The organism is Cobetia sp., from assembly GCF_983723665.1.
In genome coordinates this window covers 1,212-2,381 of the sequence record NZ_CFDJES010000107.1, presented here as the reverse complement: position 1 = coordinate 2,381, position 1,170 = coordinate 1,212, and the positions used below count along the sequence as shown (strand labels likewise).

General features: G+C 61.3%; 1 protein-coding gene. It reads right to left on the bottom strand.

What is annotated here, in order from left to right; all coding sequences use genetic code 11:
- Positions 1 to 1,031 (bottom strand): ectoine hydroxylase (thpD, locus tag AC4FAH_RS10880; protein ID WP_490246022.1); only part of this gene is annotated, 1,031 nt, incomplete at its 3' end.
- Positions 1,032 to 1,170 lie beyond the last annotated feature (139 nt).

Sequence of the window (1,170 nt, the reverse complement as noted above, 5' to 3'; positions counted from 1 at the left end):
GGTGCCTGCATCGCGTTGTCGACGCGGTTGTAGACGAAGAAGGCGTTGCTGCGCGGGTCCGGCGACATGTTGGCGTTGGAGCCATGCAGCGTATTGCAGTCGAACATCAACAGACCACCGGCGGCACCGGTCGGTGCTTCGATACCACGTTCGGCGATCAGCTCGCTCAGTGCTTCACGCGAGGGCACACCGACCTTCTGGGTCTGCAGGGATGACTTGTGGTTGTCATCCGGCGTCTCGCCCAGGCAGTGCACGAAGACTTCATGCGAGCCGGGGATCAGCATCAGCGGACCATTGAAGTGGTGATTGTCGGTCAGGATGATCGAGGCGCTGACCGCGCGCATCTCCGGCATGCCATCCTCGGCGTGCCAGGTCTCGAAGTCCGAGTGCCAGTTGAAGCCCTTGCCCTCGAAGCCCGGCTTGTAGTTGATGCGCGACTGGTGGAGATAGACATCGCCCCCCAGGATCTGGCGCGCGCGATCGACCAGGCGCGGGTCTTCTGCCAGCTGGCGGAAGCGCTCGGACAGGAAGTGCACGGCGAAGATGGAACGAATCTCGCGGCTCTTGGGCTCGGTGATGGTGAAATCACGCCCCTGCCACTCTTCGTTGTCGAGCAGCGCTGCCAGCTCGGTCTTCAGCGCCTCGACTTCTTCCGGCGCCAGGAATTCCGGCTCGAACAGGAAGCCGTCACTCTTGAAACGCTTGAGCTGCTCGGCGCCCAGCGGCCCCTCATCGGCACGCGAGTGCACGACGGGTTCGCGGCGCTTCTGCCACAGATGCTCCGGCGGCTGGCTCAGGCGCGTCGGATAGGCGTCTCTCGAGTGATCGGAGCCTCGGTCGCTGCCCGACTTGTCGAGATAGGCTTCCGGCGCCTGATCACGGTCGGCATTGGTCTGACGGGCGTCCAGCTGCTGGTTGGAGGCTTCTGCAGCGGCGCTGACGTTGCCACCATCGGTCTGCTCATGTTGGCGTTGCTTGGATGAAAGAGCAGAAGTGGCGTTGTACGAGGTCATATGGCGTGAAGCTGTCATCATGCTCTCCTTAAGGCATCAATGTCTTGCATTGAGGAAAGTGGAATCTGGCGTTCTAGCATGCGGCTTGCCCGCACTGTCCCACCTATGGGCCATACAACAGACTTCAACCCCGAGATTCATGAAATAAGCATAGAGA